Origin of the sequence: uncultured Holdemanella sp., assembly GCF_934772795.1 — a bacterium.
Classification (GTDB): domain Bacteria; phylum Bacillota_I; class Bacilli_A; order Erysipelotrichales; family Erysipelotrichaceae; genus Holdemanella.
On record NZ_CAKVMR010000124.1, the window covers coordinates 1 to 1,781 of the forward strand.

Here is a 1,781-nt window from a genome sequence, read left to right on the forward strand (position 1 = left end):
TACACTATTAAAGTACAGAAAAAAATAAATAATCTTAAATCACGAAAATTCGAAGATTATTTCATGCGTAATCACTAGAAAATTTACGGGAAATTGACATAGATATGATACAATATTTATTGTATGAAAGTAGGTGAAAACATGTCTCCAGACCCGAGTTATTATAATTATGAAAAAACAAATATGTTCGGAGGCATGAAATTTGTCTTCGTTTAAAATATAAGGAGGACAAATTGTGTTAGAGTTTTATAAAACATTTGAGGATGGAACACGCAAAATTGCAGAACCAGAACCAGGTTGCTGGATCAATGCGGTTGCACCTACGGAAGAAGAAAGAAATTATTTGATTGAACAAATTGGTGTTTTACCTGAATTTGTCAAATCTTCACTGGATGAAGAAGAAAGTTCGCATATGGATTATGATGATGACTTTAGACAGTTGTTGATTATTTTTGACTATCCAAGTGCTGAAAATGAAGATGATGATTCAATTGATTCAACCTATTCTACATTGCCAATTGGTATTGTGATTTTAAAAGGATATGTTGTGACAATCAGTTTGTATGAAAACTGGAGTATTTTAGAAATGTCACAAGGAAGAATCAAAGGTATGGATACACGTTTAAAAACAAGATTCTTCTTACTTTTGGCATTGCGTATTTCACAACGTTTTTTGATTTGTCTACGTCAAATCGACCGCTTATCAAGTCGAACAGAAACGCGATTGCATCAGTCTGTAGAAAATGATGAATTGATTGAAATGTTAGGTTTAGAAAAGTCGTTGGTTTACTTTTCAACATCCTTAAAATCAGATGAAGTTACATTAAGTAAAATCATGCGTGGAAAACAGATTCAATTATATGAAGAAGATGAAGATTTGTTGGAAGATGTAATGATTGAAATTCATCAGGCCATTGAGATGTGTAATATTTATTCAAACACGATGGCAGGTACCATGGATACATTTGCGAGTATTATTTCGAATAATATGAATATTGTCATGAATAAATTGACTGTGATCACAATCGTTATGGCTATCCCAAATATTATTTTTGGATTCTATGGAATGAACGTACAGTTGCCATTCCCATTTGTATGGTTCCCAAGCTTTGTAGCTGTTTTAGCTTGTGTAATTGCGACTGTTTATTTTTTCAGACACAATATGTTTAAATAGGCTTGATTCTGATCAAGTCTTTTTTCTTAGTGAAAAGAAAAAAGCACTATTTAAAATAGTGCTCCAAGTGCTCCAAATAAGCCCATACTTGCCAAAGCCATAATAATACCTGCAAGAATGACGCCTAACATAACGGCTAGTACACTCGATTTGAAATCCATGTCTAAGATACTAGCGGCAAGTGTTCCAGTCCAAGCGCCTGTTCCTGGTAATGGAATACCTACAAATAATAGTAGGGCTACAAATAATCCTTTTCCTGCAGTGGCTTGTAATTTTTTACCGCCTTTTTCACCTTTCTCTAGACACCACGTAAAGAAGTTTCCAATAACGGGTTTATCGGCTCCCCAAACAAGAATCTTTCTGGCAAAGAAATAGATAAATGGAACAGGAATCATATTTCCGATAATCGCAATTATATAATATTGTACAAATGGCAATCCCATTCCAGCGGCGATAGGAATGGCTCCACGAAGTTCAATCAGGGGTACCATAGATACAAAAAACACAATCAGGTATTTTTTTAACATTTAAAATCTCCTCATATAATATGTAGCGTAATCAGTTCAACACATTGTTGTTAAACAGATTGTATTTTTCTTCTTAATCC

At 33.7% G+C, this 1,781-nt stretch carries 2 protein-coding genes; one reads left to right on the forward strand and one right to left on the reverse strand.

The features are described 5' to 3' along the window. Positions 1 to 235 precede the first annotated feature (235 nt). Positions 236 to 1,174, forward strand: coding sequence for a magnesium transporter CorA family protein (locus tag Q0F04_RS11805; RefSeq protein ID WP_295753531.1), 939 nt, complete (start codon positions 236 to 238; stop codon positions 1,172 to 1,174). Between the two features lie 50 nt (positions 1,175 to 1,224). Here Q0F04_RS11805 and Q0F04_RS11810 read toward each other — a convergent pair whose 3' ends face one another. Further along, a complete protein-coding gene (locus Q0F04_RS11810; protein WP_295753533.1) occupies positions 1,225 to 1,701 on the reverse strand; it encodes a small multi-drug export protein in 477 nt (158 codons plus the stop codon). Positions 1,702 to 1,781 lie beyond the last annotated feature (80 nt).